Annotated in this window: 13 protein-coding genes; 6 read left to right on the top strand and 7 right to left on the bottom strand. The window is 62.5% G+C overall.

What is annotated here, in order from left to right; translation table 11 throughout:
• Positions 1-217: 217 nt before the first annotated feature.
• Complete coding sequence (locus XH90_RS23045) at positions 218-1,207, top strand: tripartite tricarboxylate transporter substrate binding protein (protein WP_194476614.1); 990 nt, start codon at positions 218-220, stop codon at positions 1,205-1,207.
• A gap of 31 nt (positions 1,208-1,238) precedes the next feature.
• Here the strand turns inward: XH90_RS23045 and XH90_RS23040 are convergent, their stop codons facing one another.
• On the bottom strand, positions 1,239-1,694 hold the full coding sequence (locus tag XH90_RS23040) for an RbsD/FucU family protein (protein WP_194476613.1): 456 nt from the start codon (positions 1,692-1,694) through the stop codon (positions 1,239-1,241).
• A 326-nt stretch (positions 1,695-2,020) separates the two neighbouring features.
• Here XH90_RS23040 and XH90_RS23035 point away from each other — a divergent pair, with 326 nt between their 5' ends.
• Entirely contained in the window at positions 2,021-4,180 is a 2,160-nt protein-coding gene (locus tag XH90_RS23035) for an exonuclease domain-containing protein (RefSeq protein ID WP_194476612.1), read from the top strand.
• Positions 4,181-4,237: 57 nt separating this feature from the next.
• On the opposite strand, the gene dinB is transcribed toward XH90_RS23035, so the two are convergent.
• Entirely contained in the window at positions 4,238-5,338 is a 1,101-nt protein-coding gene (dinB, locus tag XH90_RS23030; protein WP_194476611.1) for a DNA polymerase IV, read from the bottom strand.
• A 126-nt stretch (positions 5,339-5,464) separates the two neighbouring features.
• Positions 5,465-6,457, bottom strand: a complete 993-nt coding sequence (gene iolG / locus XH90_RS23025) for an inositol 2-dehydrogenase (protein ID WP_194476610.1) — start codon at positions 6,455-6,457, stop codon at positions 5,465-5,467.
• A gap of 252 nt (positions 6,458-6,709) precedes the next feature.
• Between iolG and iolD the strand changes: the two genes are divergently transcribed.
• Both iolD and iolE read left to right on the top strand, forming a co-directional pair.
• On the top strand, positions 6,710-8,551 hold the full coding sequence (gene iolD, locus XH90_RS23020; protein ID WP_194476609.1) for a 3D-(3,5/4)-trihydroxycyclohexane-1,2-dione acylhydrolase (decyclizing): 1,842 nt from the start codon (positions 6,710-6,712) through the stop codon (positions 8,549-8,551).
• A gap of 15 nt (positions 8,552-8,566) precedes the next feature.
• Positions 8,567-9,466: a myo-inosose-2 dehydratase gene (gene iolE / locus XH90_RS23015; protein WP_194476608.1), complete on the top strand. Its 900-nt coding sequence runs from the start codon at positions 8,567-8,569 to the stop codon at positions 9,464-9,466.
• Between the two features lie 785 nt (positions 9,467-10,251).
• On the opposite strand, the gene XH90_RS23010 is transcribed toward iolE, so the two are convergent.
• Together XH90_RS23010 and XH90_RS23005 are read right to left on the bottom strand one after the other, a co-directional pair.
• Entirely contained in the window at positions 10,252-11,010 is a 759-nt protein-coding gene (locus tag XH90_RS23010; RefSeq protein WP_194476607.1) for an SDR family NAD(P)-dependent oxidoreductase, read from the bottom strand.
• A gap of 313 nt (positions 11,011-11,323) precedes the next feature.
• On the bottom strand, positions 11,324-12,400 hold the full coding sequence (locus XH90_RS23005) for an OpgC domain-containing protein (protein WP_246755566.1): 1,077 nt from the start codon (positions 12,398-12,400) through the stop codon (positions 11,324-11,326).
• A 526-nt stretch (positions 12,401-12,926) separates the two neighbouring features.
• Between XH90_RS23005 and XH90_RS23000 the strand changes: the two genes are divergently transcribed.
• Positions 12,927-13,244, top strand: coding sequence for a hypothetical protein (locus XH90_RS23000; RefSeq protein WP_194476606.1), 318 nt, complete (start codon positions 12,927-12,929; stop codon positions 13,242-13,244).
• A 5-nt stretch (positions 13,245-13,249) separates the two neighbouring features.
• On the opposite strand, the gene XH90_RS22995 is transcribed toward XH90_RS23000, so the two are convergent.
• A protein-coding gene (locus tag XH90_RS22995; protein ID WP_194476425.1) for an IS630 family transposase occupies positions 13,250-14,189 on the bottom strand; the annotation gives its coding sequence in 2 pieces (ribosomal slippage) (positions 13,250-13,852 and positions 13,854-14,189; 939 coding nt in all).
• A gap of 2 nt (positions 14,190-14,191) precedes the next feature.
• On the opposite strand from XH90_RS22995, the gene XH90_RS22990 reads away from it, so the two are divergent.
• Positions 14,192-14,461, top strand: coding sequence for a hypothetical protein (locus XH90_RS22990; RefSeq protein WP_194476604.1), 270 nt, complete (start codon positions 14,192-14,194; stop codon positions 14,459-14,461).
• Here XH90_RS22990 and XH90_RS22985 read toward each other — a convergent pair.
• Positions 14,442-15,407 (bottom strand): metallophosphoesterase, encoded by a 966-nt coding sequence (locus XH90_RS22985; protein ID WP_194476603.1) that lies wholly within the window; start codon positions 15,405-15,407, stop codon positions 14,442-14,444. The two genes, XH90_RS22990 and XH90_RS22985, sit on opposite strands and share 20 nt — an antisense overlap.
• Between the last annotated feature and the right edge of the window lie 96 nt (positions 15,408-15,503).

Below are 15,503 nucleotides of genomic sequence, written 5' to 3'. Positions count from 1 at the left end.
CTCGCAGTCGCTTCTGTCGACGACCCGCGGTGAAAATATCACCTGCAAAATGAATGGGTTATGACAGCCCGCTCCGGCGATGGCCGGCAGCTTCCAGTCCCGCGCGATGGGCATGCCACTCATCGGCCGCGCCGCCATTGACGATCGCCGCAGAGTGCTGCGAATGGCGCTTTGGGGCCGGTCCCGTTGATCAAGGCTCCCGACTTCGGAACAGGACATGGCATCCCTCTCGCGGCGAGACTTCGTCAATGCGGCCACGTTTGCTGCCGCCCTCGCCGGAAATCCACGAAGTGGACGCGCCACCGATTATCCATCGCGTCCCATTCGGCTGGTGATTCCATATTCTGCCGGCGGTTCAGGTGATCAGATCGGTCGCCCATGGGTTGAGAGGATGTCGTCTCAGCTCGGCCCGACCTATGTGGACAATATCGGCGGTGCGGGCGGTGCGATCGGGACGACCGCAATCGCACGCGAGAAGCCTGACGGCTATTCGCTGCTGCTCGGAAACGGCAGCACGCAGGTCATCATCCCGCTGACGACGCGCAATCCTGCTTATTCCATCAGCGACTTTCGGGCGATCTATCGGCTGATCAGCAGCGCTCTGGTTTTCGCCATCCATCCGTCGGTGCCGGCCACCGATCTGCAAGGCCTCATCGCTCATGCCAGGAGCAATCCCGGCAAGCTGTCCTATGGAACTCCAGGCATCGGCACCGGCAACCACCTCGTCGGCGAGCAGTTCAAGCAGCAGGCGGGTGGGTTGGATATCGTCCACATCCCCTATCGGGGCATCTCTCAGGCGACCAACGACCTCGTCAGCGGCCAGATATCTCTCGTCGTTGCGGTGATGTCGGTCCAATTGCAGCAACTGAGCCGGGCCGGCAAGATAAGGCTGCTTGCAGTCACCACGGACAAACGCTTGAGCGGTGCGCCTGATATTCCGACTGCCATCGAATCGGGCATGCCACATCTCAGCTATCAAGGATGGTTCGGCCTGTTCGCGCCGAAAACGACCGATGATGCGATCATCGACCGCATCGCGCAGGCGACCCTTGCGGCAATGGCGGATCCCGTACTCCAGGCGAACTATCGCGCGCAGGGCATGGAGCCCGACAGCGATTCAGGCCCCGACAAATTCCAGCGAACCGTCGATGCCACCCTGGCAAGCCTTGCGCCCGTGATCAGGTCGATCGGGCTCCAGTCGCTGTAAGCGCGCCGGGGGGCGCGCATTCTCGTCGTCGTCATTCTTCGTCCGGCGCGATGACGCCTTTGGCGAGCAGGAAACAGCCGTAGAAGCGCCGCTCGCCGGTGGCGATCACGCAGTAGGATGCCTTGGCTTTCTCATAGAAGGCATGGCGCTCGACCCCGACCAGCGGCCAGGAGCGTCCCTCGGCGCGATCGATCACGGCCTGCACCTCGCGCTGAACCGGCGGCACCTCGTGAGGCTGGCCGACGACCTCCATGCGCAGCGCCGCATCGTCAACGAACGTATCGAGCGGCATCACCGAGAGGATGGCTTCAATCGCCTTCGCCGCGCTGACGTTGTCGATGCGGAGCAGCTCGCCGAACGTGGTTTGGCGCGCGATCGAGTCAGCCGGAAAATTGGTGTCGCATATGACGAGGCGATCGCCGTGCCCCATTGCCCGCAAAGCATGGAGCACGTCGGCATTCAGCAGTGGGTTGATGCCCTTGAGCATGTTGTGTCCCTCCCTTGTCCTCGAAAGCGGCCCGGACTCTGATGGTCCGAATCCCATCCGTATCACTGCAAGTTGACGTATTTAACCAAGCGCGGTGACCCAGACATTGCCGTGCCGGTCGCACTTCATCCCGTCGGCTCGCTGTCGGGCACGGCAGGGTAGACGCCCTGGAAGCCGAGCAGCAACCGCGAAGGTTCTGAGCTTGACACTGTCGGGCAAAAAGAACAAAAGTTGAACATGGATGCCCGTGAATCAGAGGTGGCCCGTGCCTTTGCTGCCCGCGCCAGATCCGGATCTCGCTGCGCCGCGCCGAGGGTGAGGCGCGGATGACGCTGCCTGTCCTGCCGGTCTATTATTATCACGACCACTTCACCGAGATGCTGAGCTTCGTTTGCGAGACCTACGGTCCGGTGCTGGCCGAACGGCATCGCACATTTATCGCTCGTTTTTCGTCGCTCTCGAAGGACGCCCAGTGCCTCTTCATCCGGATGGTCAACCGGAACGGTACGGTCTTCAATCCCTCCACGTTCAAATATGCGGAGATTGCCGATCCCGTCGGTGCATTGGGGGAGCTTGGTCTCGCCGGTTATGTCCGTGGCCTGACCGATCGGGACTACGCCGCGTTCCTGGCGTGCCTTGCGAAGCCGGTGCTGTTCGACGGTGCCAGGGCGGCCGGCATGAGCGATGTCAGGGCCTCATGGCCCAAGGCCAAGCTGACCGAGTATTGGCTCGCCCATCTGTCGTTCGGCACGGCCTTTCGGCACTGCGGTGGCGAGGCCTTCATCGCACTCGGTGACACCGAGCCGCTGGAGTTCCTGCTCTATCTCTACTTCGGCAAGACGGAGGACAACCTCAAGAATTTCGCGCTGCGCGATCTCGGTATCCTGCGCACCAACGATCAGGGCGATTTCAGCGCTCGGTTTGCCGATGCGGGCGAAGCGAGGGCCTGCTTCCACTACGCGCGCCTGCTGCGTCACCTCGAGACCAAATCGGACGAGGTGTACCGCAACTCCGTCGCCGACATTCTCGGCGGTCCGGTCTGCCCGACCGATTACGCGATCGAGCTGCGAAGCCGTGCTGCCCACAAAGCGGGGCTGCATTTCGAGAAAAAGGGCGAGGCGGCGCTCGCGGTCCAGCTCTACCGCGCCGGCGCCTCGGCCGAATGCAACGAGCGCCTCGCTCGACTGCTCTATGCGGAAGGCGACAAGGATTCAGCCGAGGATCTGCTGCGTCGGATGATCGACGATCCCGCCAGCGACGACGAATTCGTCTTCGCGAGCGACTTTTATGCCCGCAAGTTCGATCGACGCCGGACGGGGCTATGCACCGAACTGCTGCGGGCGGGACGAACGCTCAGGGTCGACGACACCTGGCGCGGCAACCCGGAGGCCGGGATCGCAGGCGTTCTGCGCCGGCAGGGCCTCGAGGTCTTCCACGCCGAGAACACGCTCTGGCATTGCCTGTTCGGATTGCTGTTCTGGGACGAGCTGTTCGAATCCGGACAACTGCACAGCGGCTTCGACTGGATGCCGCATTGCCTGAAGGACAGAACCTTCGCGTTGATGTTCTCGCCCCAGATCGAGACAAAGCTGGAGGCCGTCGCGTCGCGCTCCGCGTTCCCCCGGATTTTACGTATCGTCGCCGCAAAGTGGGGCAAGCCGAACGGCGTGTTCGCCTGGGAGCATGTCGACATGGATGCACTCCGCGCGCTGCTTGCCGGCGCAAGTGCTGATGGTCTCGCCAGGATTCTTCGCCTGATGTGCGAGGACTATCGCGCGATGCGCGATGGCTTCCCCGATCTGATGCTCGTGGCTGACGGCGCCGTCTCGTTCATGGAAGTGAAGGCGGAGGGCGACGTCATCAGGCGCAACCAGCTCACGCGGCTTCGCCAACTCGGCAACGCCGGAATCCTCGCGGAAATCGGCCGTGCCGATTTCCGTTTCGATCCGGAGCAGGACTACGTCGTCGTGGACATCGAGACAACAGGCGGCTGGACCGGCGGGGACCGCATCACCGAGATCGGTACCGTCAAGATCCGCAATCATGAGGTCGTGGCGGAGTGGCATTCGCTGATCAACCCGCAGCGGTCGATCCCGTCCAAGATCGTCGCGTTGACCGGGATCACCAACGAGATGGTGCGGGACGCGCCGTTGTTCGCGGAAGTCGCCGACGGTTTCATGCAATTCATGGGCGACGGCGTGTTCGTCGCCCACAACGTCAATTTCGACTATGGTTTCATCGCCGCGGAATACGAGCGCCTCGAGCGTCGCTTCCGCTTTCCAAAGCTCTGCACCTGCGCGGGCATGCGCCGGCATTACCCCGGTCACAAATCCTACGGGCTCGGCAAGCTCACCCGTGCCTACAATATCGAGCTGAAAGACCACCACCGCGCTCTATGCGATGCCCGCGCCGCCGCGCATCTACTCAACTTGATCAATGCAAAGCGCGATGAGCATGGAGGCGGGGCGGAAGAGATCGCGGCCTGATCTGCCGGCAACCACGAGATCTCCTGCAGGACAGCGGGTCTGCCCATGTCCCACGGATCAGATACCGAAGGTCAATTGCGGTTCCGCATCGTCTCCGACTTGGAGGGACGACAGCGATACACCAAGCAGCCTGACTCGCTTGGGCAGCGGCATCTCGACTTCGAGCAGGCCGCTGGCGAGGCGCGCGAGTTCGTCCCGGCCGGCGACCGGCGCGAGCACGGACCTGCTGCGGGTGATGATCTCGAAATCGGCGAACTTGATTTTCAGGGTGACGGTGCGGCCCCGGCTGCCGGATGTCTCGCAGTGGCGCCAGACCTTGTCGACGAGGGGACGAAGCTCGCCGACCAGCACGTCGAGATCAGCGAGGTCGGTCGAGAACGTGGTCTCCGCGCCGATCGACTTGCGGATCCGGTTGGCCCGCACCGGCCGTTCATCGACGCCGCGTGAGATCCAATAGTAGTAGGCGCCCGACTTGCCGAAGTTGGCGTTCATGAATTCGAGCGTCTGGTTGCGGATGTCGAGACCGGTGAACAGGCCGAGTGCGTTCATCTTTGCACCTGTTGCCGGTCCGATCCCGTGGAACTTGCCGACGGGCAGCGTTTCCACGAAGGCGGGTCCCATCTCGGGCGAGATCACAAACTGGCCGTTGGGCTTGCGATGATCGGAGGCGAGCTTGGCCAGGAACTTGTTGTAGGAAATGCCCGCCGACGCGTTGAGGCCGGTCTCGGCCTTGATCTTCTCGCGGATCTTGAGCGCGATGTCGCGGGCGAGGGGAATGCCTTGCAGGTTTTCGGTCACATCGAGATAGGCCTCGTCGAGCGACAGTGGCTCGATGGTCTCCGTGTGCTCGGCAAAGATCTCGCGGATCTGCCGGCTGATCGCCTTGTAGACCTCGAAGCGCGGCTTGACAAAGATCAGGTCGGGACATTGCCGCTTCGCGGTGACCGACGGCATCGCAGACCGAACGCCGAATTTGCGCGCTTCATAGCTCGCCGCAGCGACCACGCCGCGCTCGGCCGACCCGCCGACGGCAACGGGCTTGCCGCGCAGCTCCGTGTTATCGCGTTGTTCCACGGACGCGTAGAAGGCATCCATGTCGATATGGATGATCTTGCGAACGCGGGTTGCGTCGCCTTCCACGGCGTCGGAGTCTCTCATGCGCCGATGATACAATCGGTCCGAGAGAATCGCGAGGTGGCCCACGCTTGAGGCGTTGGTCTTATCGTTGCCGGCGCGCCCAACGCGGCAATCTGGCGTTTGAACCGAGTTCGGCCGGCGTCAGCGTCAGGCGGCCTCGATGGCGACGGGGCGGCCGGTGCGGGCCGATTCGGTCGCTGCGTCGGCGAGCATCTGGGCGCGCAGGCCGTCGAGACCGGTCGGAGAGAGCGCGGTCTTGCCGGCGCAGGCATCGACGAACGCAGCGAGCTCGGCGCGATAAGCGGCGGCATAGCGTTCGAGGAAGAAGTTTTGCACCGGATCGGCACGAAAACCCTGGCCGGTCGCGATCTCGACGGTCGTCTCGTGAATGTTGCCGGCCCGGAGCATTCCCTTCGAGCCGTGCACCTCGATGCGCTGATCGTAGCCGTAGGTGGCGCGGCGCGAATTCGAAATCTGGGCGATGCGCCCGCTCGCCGTCTTCATCAGCACCGCGGCGGTGTCGACGTCGCCGGCCTCGCCGATAGCCTTGTCCACTAGCGCCGAGCCGAGCGCAAAGACCTCGACCGGCTCCTCCGCCAGCAGGAAACGCGCCATGTCGAAATCATGGATCATCATGTCGCGGAACAGACCGCCCGAGCGTTTCACATAGTCGACCGGCGGCGGTCCGGGATCGCGCGAGATGACGCTGACGATCTCGATTTCGCCGGCCTCGCCGCTGCGCAGCCGCTTCTCCAGGCCCGCGAAGTTCGGATCGAAGCGGCGGTTGAAGCCGATCATCAGAGGCTTGCCTGACTTTTCGACCGTGGCCAGGCAGCGGCGAATGCGGCCCGAATCGAGATCGACCGGCTTCTCGCAGAACACCGCCTTGCCGGCCGACACGGAGGCTTCGATCAGATCGGCATGCGTGTCGGTCGGCGTGCAGATCAGGATGGCGTCGATGCCGGGATCGCTCATGATCGCGTCCGCATCGGCGACTTTCGCGCCGGTCGCCTGGGCCAGCGAGGACGCGGCCTCGGTTGAGGCGTCGGCCACCGCGACGAGCCGTGCATCGCCGCGTGCGACGACATTGAGAGCGTGAATGCGCCCGATCCTGCCGGCGCCGAGAAGTCCAAACCGCATTGTCATCATCAAGTCCGTCTCAGACGGAGGCACTCCCTGGGTGGCATATTTTCTTTGTCTTGCTTGACTATTCGAATAAGCATTCCATTCTCTGCGCCGCCTAGTCAAGGTCGGAGCGTGTCCTTCTCGATGTCGTTAACCGCTTCACGGCATCGTGTCAGATTGGATGACGACGAAGGCGCGGTCAGCGTGATGACGGAATATTTCGGCCGGCCGATCCAAGCTGGCGGCGCGGTTGAGTGGGAGTGAGTAATGGCGACGATCAGGCTCACCATGGCGCAGGCGCTCGTCGCCGCGATGGCAGCGCAGAGAACTGTAATCGACGGGCAGGACCGGCCTCTCTTCGCCGGTGTCTGGGCGATCTTCGGGCATGGCAATGTCGCAGGTCTCGGCGAGGCGCTGTATGCCGCGCGCGATCGTCTGCCGACCTTGCGCGCGCATAATGAGCAGGCGATGGCGCATGCCGCGATCGCCTTCGCGAAGACCTCGCGCCGCCGGCGCATGATGGCGGTGACGAGCTCGATCGGCCCCGGCGCAACCAACATGGTGACGGCCGCAGCCGTGGCTCACGTCAACCGCCTGCCGGTGTTGCTGCTGCCGGGCGACGTCTTCGCCGGCCGCCGCCCCGATCCGGTGCTGCAGCAGATCGAGGATTTCGGCGACGGCACTGTCTCCGCCAATGATTGTTTCCGGCCCGTCTCGCGCTATTTCGACCGCATCACAAGGCCCGAGCAGATCATGCCCGCCTTCGAGCGCGCGATGCAGGTTCTCAACGACGCGGCCGAATGTGGCCCCGTGACGCTCGCGCTCTGCCAGGACGTGCAGACGGAGGCCTTCGACTATCCCGACTGGTTCTTCGCCGAGCGCGTCTGGCAGACGCGCCGGGCGCGAGCCGACACGACGCAACTGGCTCAGGCCGCAGCGCTGCTCAAGGCAGCCAAGCGCCCGCTCGTCGTCGCCGGTGGTGGCGTCCTCTATAGCGAGGCGGAAGGTGATCTCGCTGCCTTCTGCACGGCGCACGGCATCCCGGTGGCGGAAACGCAAGCCGGCAAGAGCGCGATGCCTCACGATCTGCAGCTCAATCTCGGTGCGATCGGTGTCACCGGCACCGGCGCGGCCAACGATGCGGCGCGGCAGGCCGATCTCGTGCTGGCGATCGGCACGCGCTTGCAGGATTTCACCACGGGCTCACGCTCGCTGTTCGCCGATCCCGCCTGCCGGATCGTCGGCCTCAACACACAGCCGTTCGATGCCGGCAAGCACCGCGCCCAGCCACTCGTCGCAGATGCCAAGGTCGGCTTGGCGGACCTCGGCGCCGCGCTTCAGGGCTGGACGGCCCCTGCTATCTGGACCGATCAGGCAAGAAGCGGCCGCACGGCCTGGCTGGAAACGGCTGCGCGCTACCTGGCTGTCGGGAACGAAGCCTTGCCGAGCGATGCGCAGGTCATCGGCGCCGTTCAACGCCACAGCCGGCCCGATGATGTCGTGCTGTGCGCGGCCGGTGGCTTGCCCGGCGAATTGCACAAGCTCTGGCAGCCGGGCGCGCCCGGCGGCTACCACATGGAATACGGCTATTCCTGCATGGGTTACGAGATCGCCGGCGGGCTGGGCGTCAAGCTCGCCGATCCCACGCGCGAAGTCGTCGTGATGGTCGGCGATGGTTCCTATCTGATGATGAATTCCGAGATCGCCACGTCGGTGATGCTGGGTACGAAACTCATCATCGTCGTGCTCGACAACAGAGGCTTCGGCTGCATCAACCGACTCCAGAACGCGACGGGAGGCGCGCCCTTCAACAACCTCCTGCGCGATACCCGCCACGAGACGTTGCCCGCGATCGACTTCGCCGCCCATGCCGCCGCGATGGGGGCGATCGCGTGCAAGGTTGCGAGCATTAGCGAATTGGAAACGGCGTTCGACGAGGCACGTCACCACGGTCGGACGAGCGTCGTCGTGATCGATACTGACCCGCTGCGCTCGACTGATGCCGGCGGCCATTGGTGGGATGTGGCGGTGCCGGAGGTCTCCGAGCGCACTGAGGTCGAGGCCGCAAGGCGCAGCTATGTCGAGGCGCTGGTGCGCCGCAATACCTGATCAAGCGAGGACGACATGCCTATCCGTATCGGTGCCAACCCCATCGGCTGGTCGAACGACGATCTTCAGGAGATCGGCGGCGACACGCCGCTCGAGACGTGCCTCGCCGAGGCGCGCGAGGCGGGCTTCGAGGGCATGGAGCTCGGCCACAAATTTCCGCGCGAACCGCAAGCCTTGAAGGCCGCGCTCGCGCCCTTCGGCATGGCCTGCATCTCCGGCTGGTATTCGGCCGAGCTTCTCAAGCGCGATGCCGACGAGGAGATGCGGCATCTGCGCCCGCATCTCGATTTGCTGAAGGCGATGGGATCGACCGTGCTGGTCTTCGCCGAGACCTCGAATGCGATCCATGGCGACCGCAGCGAGCCGCTATCGCAGCGGCCGATGATGAAGGCGGGCGATTGGGTGGAGTTCGGCCGCCGTATCACTGATATCGCCGAGCGTACGCTCGCCGAGGGCGTCAGGCTGGTCTACCATCATCACATCGGCACCATCGTGGAAAGCGCCGATGACATCGACGCCTTCATGGCGGCGACCGGCGAGGCCGCTCATCTCCTGCTCGATACCGGCCACGCCACCTGGGGCGGCGCCGATCCCGCTGCACTGGCCCGGAAGTATCGCGCCCGTATCAGCCATGTCCACGCCAAGGACGTTCGCCGGGCGGTGATGGAGCAGGCGCGGCGCGAGGATTGGAGCTTCCTCGATGCGGTGCTGGGGCAGGGCGGCGAGCTCGGTGTCTACACCGTGCCCGGCGATGGCATGGTCGATTACCCCGCCGTCTTCCGCGAACTGCCGGGTTATTCCGGCTGGATCGTGGTCGAGGCCGAGCAAGACCCGCAGAAGGCGCATCCGCTGACCTATGCCAGGAAGGGTGTTGCCCATCTGAAGCAGAGCTTGAAGGTGGCCGGGCTGGCTTGATCGATGCGGTCTCGCCGACCCGTCGGGCAAAACATCCGGCACCCCGTCAATCCCTTTCGTCAAATATATTCCACTTTACCGAAATTCGGAAATGTCGTATGTATCACCCATCCCGGCTCATCCTTGAGGGGCGATCTCGAGTCGTCTTGATTGCGAGCCGGGCTTGCGGTGGACGCGGGCAGCGTTGGGCGCGAGAGGAGCGGGCAGGGCGGGTAGTCCCTGTGAGCCCGTAACCGCGTGCCGGACGAACGGCGCTGTCAGGTTCGTCTCGCCAGCATTCATCCGGCAACGTCGACGAAGCTGGATGATCATGCGGCGAATTTGCGAACCGCGCGTACGGCAAAACCGTGTGGTCCTGGCCGTCGTCGCTACGGTCAAGCCGTCGCGGAGGTGCGGGGAGCCCAACCGGGTGAACTGCATCATCAATCTGCGGGCGAGGGAGGCCAGAAGGAATTCGGCTCCCGGGAGAGCACGGCATAAGCCGTCAAACCATCGCGCAGGGAAGGCCGAGTGATTGGCACCACCTGTATGCTGCTGTGCGGTTTTCCTGCGCTACATTTTTCGCGCAGCGGACCGCGGGTGCGAGGTCGGCACCCGGTCTTCCCTGCGCCCTCTTGGGTTTAGAGAGGGGCGAACGACCGGCAAAGCTCGGGCGGAATGTGCCGCGAGAACGCGAAGCTGCGTCCAGCGTGCAGATCCGAGGACGACCGGTATCCGAAGTGACGCGCGGGCGCTGTAGACTGAGTGCCGCGCTGCCCCGGTCCCAACCGGCGCGGAGGTGCATGTCAGACCCAGCCGCCATCGACGATGTAGTGTTGAGCGGTGCAGGCGGAGGCCTCGTCGGAGGCGAGGAAGATGGTGAATTTCGCAACCTCGTCCGGCACGAGCCGGCGCTTCAGGCACTGCCGCTGCTGCAGTTCGACCTCGCCGGCCGGCGTCATCCATTTCTCGAGCTGGCGTTCGGTCATGATCCAGCCCGGGGCGATCGCGTTCACGCGGATGTTGTAGGGACCGTAGTCGCGCGCCAGCGAGCGCGTCAGGCCGATCACGCCCGATTTGCTTGCGGTGTAGGCCGCCATGCCGCCTTGTCCGGCGATCCACGACACCGAGCCGAGATTGATGATTGCGCCGGCGTTCGCGGCCTTCATATCCGGCAGCACGGCTTGCGATGCGAAGAACTGATGCTTCAGATTCACGGCTATGCGATCGTCCCAATATTCCGGCGTCATCTCCTCGGTCTTGTGCCGTTCGTCATGCGCGGCGTTGTTGATCAGGATGTTGATCGCGCCGTGCGCCTTGCGTGCCTCCGCGACGCCGGCGCGCAGTGCCGGGATGTCGGTCAGGTCGACGTGCTGGAAATGCGCAGCCAGTCCTCGATCCGACAGCTCGCGCGCCAGGCGTTGGCCCTCGTCGACCCTGATGTCGAAGAACACCACTTTGGATTTCTGCTCCGCGAACCGCCGCACGATTGCAGCACCAATTCCCGCTGCGCCTCCAGTGACGAGCACGACCTTGCCGGCGAGGTCGGAATAGGTGGCAGTCATGGGAACCTCTCAGTTTGTTGCGGGCGCCGCGACGGGCCGCACGCCGATTCTCTTTAAGACCTTAGCGATTCCGTCCATGAGGTGCATAGGTCAGAATGTCAGTTGCGTACCCCAAAAACTGAAGGCTGGATTGCAGTCAAAGAGCGTACGAGCTCGATGTCTCGGGGATTCGCGGCGCCGGCAATCGTGGCAATGCCGAGGCGCTCGATTCGTCCGGCCGCGCGCGACGTGGTCTGGATCGCCCATGAACTGACCCAGCATACGCGGCGCCCCTGGTTCCCGCTTGAAGTCGATCGAGGTCAACTATTTAAACCTAGAACAATTCTGGACCCCGCCGGTCAAGCTTAGCCTCCCATGTAAGAAGGTTGGCAATCGCTATCATAAGCGCAATGCCCAAAGCGCTGACCGCAGCTTGCATCGGCAGCCGATCGGACACCTGGTTCAAAACAACAAATGCCACAAACGAAGCGAGAACACTGAAGCAAAAGACGGAGAGCGAGTTTTCGCCACAGCGGATCAGCGCCGTCGCCCATGGCCCGGGTGAACGGTTCCGATTCGGCGGCACGAAGCGCGTCAACAAAACAACGATTGCCAAAAAGTGGATGAGTCGAGCCGGATCCAAATGACTCTTATAGATCGGATAGAGCCAGTCTTCGATCATTTGCGGGATCAGCCACTTGAACCCATCCAGGCGCCAACTCAAGGCGACGATGAGGCTGAACAGAACATAGGCCGCGGAGATTGATATCGTGGCCCGGTGTCGCAAGAGAGCAGAGAAATACGGGGCGCGCGGACCGGCGGAGCAAGCTCCGACCACAAACAGGATCTGCCATGCGAAGGGATTGAAATAGAGCTCGCCAGCCGGCCAGGCGGGCATGTGCCAGCTATATAGCTGCACCATCAGGTAAAGCATGAACGATGCAGCGAGTGCGATTGCTGCACTACGGGCTATGAGCCACAGCACGAGTGGAAATGCGAAATGCAGGATGACGAACGTGGGCAAGATATCGGTGTTGACGGGAGCGTACTGAAGAGCCAGGAGGTGGATAAGCGCTATCCCCGGATCGTTGAAAAAGTGTCTTGTGTTGGTTTCGTCCAGATAGGAACCGCTTAGCCAAGCCAGAACGAGATAGATGATGACCAGCAGCAGAAACGCAACGTAGATTTCGAAGCTGCGTCGCAAGCTGCGTGCGATGACGGTTGGCCAACCTCGACTTTGCAGCGTGCCGCCATAAGAGACCATGCACGTATAGCCCGACACGAATACGAATACTTCGGAGGCGTCGCTAAAGCCGTAGTTGCGAATGGTCAACCAGTCGAGGGCATTGCCAGGGATGTGGTCGATGAAGACAAACCAGAGCGCCAGCCCGCGACAAGCGTCGAGCCGCAAGTCACGATCATCGCTGGGATGAGCCGCTATCTGTGAACTCCTTGGTGCCTTCGTTACAACAATCTGCAAGATTCAAAATGCCCCCTCGCGTGACCCTGCTGCAGAGCGGGGCCGGTCCGCAACAGTTTCAACTGCGGCTATTTGGCTGCAGGAGTCTTGATCTAGAGCAAAGTGGCTGTCGGCCCAAGTCGTGCAGTATCCCATCTACCGGGTTTTGCATCGTCCTCCCGGGGCTGGAAAGCCGCCGCCTGCGGTCATTTAAGCAGGCGGCGTTTTTATCGGTGTGCCGATTGGTGAGGCTAAACATAGACTTGGGCTCGACCTGCTCGATTCACCTCAACGATATGATCGGCGCTTGGTCTATTGTGATGAGAGGCTTCGATATGCGGCTACCGCGCTCATTCATCATTGGGTATTGCACGACCGCACCCTCGTCCGGATGTTGCCTCACTCCAAGGATTGAGACGGGCTGCGATCTGCCGATGTGTCCGCTTCTCATACCCCGATGCTGTCCGCGAGATGCTTGATGGCTGCGATGCCGATCCTCTATTCAATTGCTCTCTTGACGCTCGCAAACGGGTCGCCGGTCGTAGCCAAGAAGCTCTTCGGTCCTCGCTTCGCGTTCGCACTGGATGGAGGGCTTCTGCTCTTCGACGGCCGCCCGGTATTCGGTGCCTCGAAGACCGTCCGCGGTATCGTTGCCTCAATCGCCGTGACCGCGGTTGGCGGGGGCATTCTTGGACTGGGTTACGAATTGGGAGCCCTCATGGCCATCGTCGCGATGGCGGGGGACCTGCTTTCCAGCTTCTTGAAGCGGCGGATGAACATGCCGCCTAAAGCATGATGGCATTAAGTTCGATAGCCTGAGTTTTTCAGGTAGTTGGCGCATTCCTCGGATGTGAAGGCATCGAGTGCGTGGCCGATTGCGGCGCAGACGGTGTCGACGGTTCGCGCGGCAGCTTTGCGGACGAGGTGCTTGAGCTTGGCGAAGACCTGTTCGATCGGGTTCAGGTCGGGCGAGTATTTTGGCAGGAAGAAGAGCTTGGCGCCGACCGAACGGATGAGCTGGCGCACTGCTTTGCTCCTGTGGCTGCCGAGGTTATCCAGGATGACGATATCGCCGGGTCGCAGAACGGGCAGAAGAACCTTCTCGACATAGGTGCGAAAGCTCACGCCATCGATCGGCCCCTCGATGAACCATGGCGCATCAATCCGGTCATGGCGCAGGGCCGCCAGGAAAGTCATGGTCTTCCAGCGGCCGTGGGGAACCTTGGCGTGAAGTCTGTGTCCGCGCGGCGCCCAGCCCCGCAAGGGCGCCATATCGGTCCTGGTCCAGGTCTCGTCGATGAAGACCAGCCGCTCAGCTTCGACGCGACCTTGATACTTTGCCCACTGGGCTCGCCGCCGTGCGACCTCCGGTCGATCGCGTTCGCCAGCCGCCACGCTTTTTTTTGAAGCTGAGCTTCTCGGCATGCACGAAATCCCACACCGAGTGGTAGTCGACCTTCAGGCCGCGTCCGCCAAGCTCGGCGACGAGACCCCGTATGGTGAAATCGCCGTCCTTGATCCGCTGCGACAGCCAGATCGCGTGCTCGCCCGAAATTGCCTTCGGCTTGTAGCCACCGATCTGGCCAGGCTCGACGCTGCCGGTCTTATCGACCCGCTTCATCCAGCCGATGGCCGTGCTGATCGCCACCCCAAACTGCTTGGCGGCTCGATTGCGGGACATCCCGCCCTCGATTGCCGCCACCACGCGCTTGCGAAGATCCAGAGAATAAGGCTTGCCCATCCATGCTGGCCTCCTATCCAGCCAGCATGGTGAATCAGAAACACACTGATTTGGGAATCCCAAATCGATTCAACCTAACCTCATCCCGCTTTAGCAGCCAGGCGTTGGGTTTGGACCAGGTTCCGGAATCGCTGTTGCCGCTCCTCGCTTGCCGGGAGAGTCTCGGCCTGAGTTACGCCGGGATCTTAGTGATTGTCTTGATGTTCTTTGTCGGCGAGCTCGCGATCTCCCGCCTGCTGTACGTGTTGCGTATCAGGGATCAGCCGTATTGAAACGATCGGCGGGCCGGCACAAGCGATGCAGCGTGATCTCCGGCGGGCAGTTGAAGCGGACTGCCACGACGCTCGATCCCGCACCCACGGACGTGTAGCCGACCATATCGCGATAGCGCCAGGCGCCGGATCCGAACCGACGCGGCAGCACCGAATCGAGCGTGATGGGAATCGACCCCGGAAGGCAGATCTGTCCTCCGTGCGTATGTCCGCTCAGCAGCACGTCAAAGCCGGCATGCGCTGCTTGCCGGTAGATTTCCGGCGTGTGGGACAGCAGGACCGAGAAGGCTCCGTCGGGGACATCCGACGCGACCTTCTCGATGTTGTCGACCCTGAAATAGTGCGCGTCGTCGATCCCTGCGACGAATATCTCCTGATCGCCGCGCACGATCGTCGCGCATTCGTTCTGGAGCATGCGTATGCCCATTGCCTCCAGACCGGGCAGCATCCTGATCGTGTCGTGATTGCCGAGCACGCCGAGAATGGGCTGCTTAAGGTGAGCGGTCACCCGTGCCATGCCTTCCAGCGCCGCGTCGTACGCTCCGAAAGTCTTGCCACGATAGTCGCCGGTCAGGACGCATAAATCATAGTCCATGCCTGAGACCAGCTCTACGACGCGCCGCATGGCACGCTGGCTCATATCGACGTGGGTATCGCTGATATGAAGAATTGTGAAGCCGTCGAACAGAGTCGGTAAGGTGGCACATTCGATCGCGTTATGCTTGACGACAACGCTCTCGGCATTTCGGCAACCGCGCCAGTAAAGCCCGGACAGCTTCAGAACATGTCGTATCAACGAATGAACGGAGTACCAGTTCTCGATGTGGAAGAAGTTGAGGCCCTGGCCGAAGATCTGCGCTTCATGATCGGTTTCTATGCCGAGTCGCTGCCGGGCGTGAATTCGCCCCAGGCGCTGCTCAAGTTTTGAAAGCAGTTCGTCCTCCACCTGCTGCCCCTTCGGTTTCGTGGCAATCAACCCAACGGGTTGAAGCGACCCATTCTGACAGCCGCGGATAGTTGTCTGTCAACCGGCTGCGTTCGC

Origin of the sequence: Bradyrhizobium sp. CCBAU 53338 (assembly GCF_015291665.1) — a bacterium.
In the GTDB taxonomy this organism is placed as follows: Bacteria; Pseudomonadota; Alphaproteobacteria; order Rhizobiales; family Xanthobacteraceae; genus Bradyrhizobium.
Note: the sequence above shows the minus strand (reverse complement) of the source record. Positions and strands in the feature narration are given on the sequence as shown.

Excerpts from the sequence above, each read along its gene's own strand:
- XH90_RS23045 (WP_194476614.1), top strand. The coding sequence starts at position 218 with ATGGCATCCCTCTCGCGGCGAGACTTCGTCAATGCGGCCACGTTTGCT.
- XH90_RS23040 (WP_194476613.1), bottom strand. The coding sequence starts at position 1,694 with ATGCTCAAGGGCATCAACCCACTGCTGAATGCCGACGTGCTCCATGCT.
- XH90_RS23035 (WP_194476612.1), top strand. The coding sequence starts at position 2,021 with ATGACGCTGCCTGTCCTGCCGGTCTATTATTATCACGACCACTTCACC.
- dinB (WP_194476611.1), bottom strand. The coding sequence starts at position 5,338 with ATGAGAGACTCCGACGCCGTGGAAGGCGACGCAACCCGCGTTCGCAAG.
- iolG (WP_194476610.1), bottom strand. The coding sequence starts at position 6,457 with ATGCGGTTTGGACTTCTCGGCGCCGGCAGGATCGGGCGCATTCACGCT.
- iolD (WP_194476609.1), top strand. The coding sequence starts at position 6,710 with ATGGCGACGATCAGGCTCACCATGGCGCAGGCGCTCGTCGCCGCGATG.
- iolE (WP_194476608.1), top strand. The coding sequence starts at position 8,567 with ATGCCTATCCGTATCGGTGCCAACCCCATCGGCTGGTCGAACGACGAT.
- XH90_RS23010 (WP_194476607.1), bottom strand. The coding sequence starts at position 11,010 with ATGACTGCCACCTATTCCGACCTCGCCGGCAAGGTCGTGCTCGTCACT.
- XH90_RS23000 (WP_194476606.1), top strand. The coding sequence starts at position 12,927 with ATGGCTGCGATGCCGATCCTCTATTCAATTGCTCTCTTGACGCTCGCA.
- XH90_RS22990 (WP_194476604.1), top strand. The coding sequence starts at position 14,192 with ATGCTGGCCTCCTATCCAGCCAGCATGGTGAATCAGAAACACACTGAT.